1 protein-coding gene and 1 pseudogene are annotated in these 2,855 nt (G+C 69.7%); both read right to left on the bottom strand.

Annotated elements, in window-relative coordinates; all coding sequences use genetic code 11:
• Window positions 1–609: 609 nt before the first annotated feature.
• Window positions 610–836: pseudogene (locus tag AC5JLB_RS22890) on the bottom strand (transposase); the annotation flags it as partial.
• A gap of 186 nt (window positions 837–1,022) precedes the next feature.
• The gene (locus AC5JLB_RS22885; RefSeq protein WP_495876134.1) at window positions 1,023–2,657 is read right to left on the bottom strand and encodes a CHASE domain-containing protein; all 1,635 of its coding nucleotides are present in this window, start codon (window positions 2,655–2,657) and stop codon (window positions 1,023–1,025) included.
• Window positions 2,658–2,855 lie beyond the last annotated feature (198 nt).

Raw genomic sequence — 2,855 nt, 5'->3', positions numbered from 1 at the left:
TCGGTCTCGCCTCTCTCAGCCGGTGCCGCCGAGGACCATGTTTGAGACTGTCGAAACGCGCAATGCACAAGGCTGACAGGCGCTGCCTTGCCCTGACTTCCGGTCCCGCAACAAGGGCCGGCTCCGGAAGGGCGACGAGTGCGGTCGTTGCCTGCCCGTGGGCACCCCGGTCACCTCGGCTCGCACCTCGGCCCGCAGGTCCTCGCCCCGTCGGCCCAGAAGGAAACGCCGCGGACATCGATCCTTGGCGACAGCGACCCTGCCCCGGCCGGCGTCGACAGCCGGAGCCGTAGGCGGCGCAGCGCGATCCGCAGATCGAGCTGGGACGCGACAAGGCGAGCGAAGTCGGCCAGCACCCGGGCCTCCTCCTGGGCGTTGTTGCCCAACTTGGGCTGCGGCCGAGCTTTCCGCTTGTCCCTTCGGTTCAGGCCATGGGCGTGATCTCGGCCTGAGGCCTTGCGCCGGCGCCTGTGGGCGCTGCTGCGACGTCGGGCGTGGGGGCCGGTCAGCCGCTGTCCGGGACAGGCTCGGCCGGTTCTGCGGATCGGGCGTGAGGCGGGCCGGGCTCCGGTCCGCGGGACCGGAGCCCCGACGCACGCCGCGCCGCTCACTCTGCCGCAAGGACAGGCCGAAGAGCACCTTCAGGCTGAGGCAGAACCGGAGAACGGCGTCGGAAAAGGTCCGAAGCCGAACCGGACAACGGCTCGCCGGGGCAAGCCAGTCCATTTCGCATCCAGCCCGACCAGCAAAGAGCCCCACCGGCGCAAGACGGCGTTGGAGCTGGACCAGTCCGTCGTGCGTCGCAGGCCGGGGCAGGCAGGCTCAGGCCCAAGCAGCTAGCGAGCCAGAGTCCCTGCGCGAACCGCGTACCCAAGAGTGACGCAACAACGCCAGTGGTCCGGGGGTTCGGGTTCGGCGGTCTTGGCAGCATAGGGGTTGACCGGCGGTCTGTGATCCGAGAGCAAGCCCCCTGCCCCGCTCAGGCCCGCTTCCTCCCGCGGGCCCATGGCCTGGACCGGATGTCAGGCGACCGTCGCCTGCACGGTCGCGGAGAGCGGAAAGCGGATCTCGATCGCAAGCCCGTCCTCGCGGGGCTCGCGCGTGAGACTCCCGTTGAGCTCGCCCGCGACCATGGCCTCGAGAAGACGCGTGCCGAAGCCCGAGCCGTGGCCAGGGCCCCCTCCGTCGGTCACCGCAGGCGCGGACCTTGGAGTCCGTTCCTCCCAGGCAAGCAGGAGCTCGTCCCCCAGGGCTCCCGGCTCGACCGACCAGGCGATGCGCAGCTCGCCGCCGGCCTGGGCCCCTGCGCCGTACTTGAGAGCATTTGTCGCCAGCTCGTGGAACACCAAGGCTAGGGCATGGGTCTGGCGCTCGTCCAAGCGCACCCTTGGACCCGACAGCTGCCCCAAGTTTGCCGGCCCTGCGATCTGGTCGATCTCGAAGCGGAGGAGCTCCTCGAGATCGGCGCTGTCGGTGCCAGAGAGCATGAGGAGGTCCTGCGCCGCCGACATCGCCTGTAGCCGGGCGTTGAGGCGTAGGACCATGTCCTCCTTGGTCTTCGTCTCACGCGCGGTCGACCTGGCGATGGCGCTGACGCGCGTGAGCGAGTTCTTCAGGCGGTGCGCCATCTCCCGCACGAGCAGATCCTTCTGCTCGGCACTGCGTTGAACGATCGCGCTCAGCGCCCGCGTCCGGCGGATGGCCGTGCCCTGCCAATGGAGCGCGTAGGTCGCGCTGAGGACAAGGAGAGCGAAGACGAACCCGATCAGGAGCGTCCGGCGCAGGGGCTCGGCCGAGTCGACCCCGGGCGCGGCCCGGGCGGAGAGGATCCAGGTCCGTCCCGCCACGGCGAGTCTGGCCTGGCTCGAAAGGCCACCGCTGGATTCGACTGCCGCATAGCCCGGGGTCTCGAAAAGGGGCGGCTCCGGGCTGGCGGCGTCCACGGCGCGAATCTCGAGGGGCAGGTCGCCAGTCTCCAGGGCCACGGCGAACAGGTCGCCCATGCGGACGGGCGAATAGGCAAAGCCCCCGAGATCGGCGTCCGCCGACCGGCGCAGGGGCAGATAGATCAGGACGCCCGTCTGCACCTCCTCGGTGATTTCCTGCACGAGACGGAGCGGTTCGGTAGCGGCAGCCTCGCCCGTCCTGAGAGCTTCCAGCATGGCCGCGCGGCGGCGCTCCTCGGTGGCCATGTCGAAGCCGATCGCCGCGAGGTTCCGGGCGTCGGAGGGCTCGAGCAGGGTGATGGCGGTCCGGATGCCAGGCTCGGGCTCCGGCCAGATCCCGACGCCTTCGCCGTAGACGCGGGCCAGGTCGACTTGGATCTCGGCCTCGGTCTGGGGAGTCACGATCCGGGCCAGCCCGATGCCCTGCAGGCCGGAGTAGCGGCTCTCAAGGCCCAAGCCTTCCACGAAGGCTGCGAAGACCTCACGGTCCGAGGGCTCCTGATGGACCTCGAGGAAAGCGCGGGTCGCCGTCAGGAGGGCGATATACTGCTCGATCCGGGTCTCGATCCGCCGCCCCGCCCTCTGGGCCAGCACATCGAACGCCGCCTGCTGGACCGCCGTCTCGGTCCGATAGACGGACCACGTCAGCCCCGCCCCGACAAGGGAAAGAGCCGCGGCGACGGCCAGGGACAAGCGCGACGGACGAAGCATTGCGCCTCCCTAGAATCGGATCGCTCCGAGGTCCAACGGATCGGCGCGCCAGTGAAATTTTTTGGCATCGGTGGAGGCGCGGTCGAACATCGCATCCATGCATGGCTTCCGCCCTTCACCCAGAACGACGGAGGGTCACCGACCCGGAGGACAGCCCGCGGAGAACGGAGGACCTCTCACGAGGACCCGAGGCACGCG

This window comes from Myxacorys chilensis (assembly GCF_059505265.1).
Note: the sequence above shows the minus strand (reverse complement) of the source record. Positions and strands in the feature narration are given on the sequence as shown.

Bases quoted from the DNA above. Each gene is read 5' to 3' on its own strand.
- AC5JLB_RS22885 (WP_495876134.1), bottom strand. From the start codon at position 2,657: ATGCTTCGTCCGTCGCGCTTGTCCCTGGCCGTCGCCGCGGCTCTTTCC.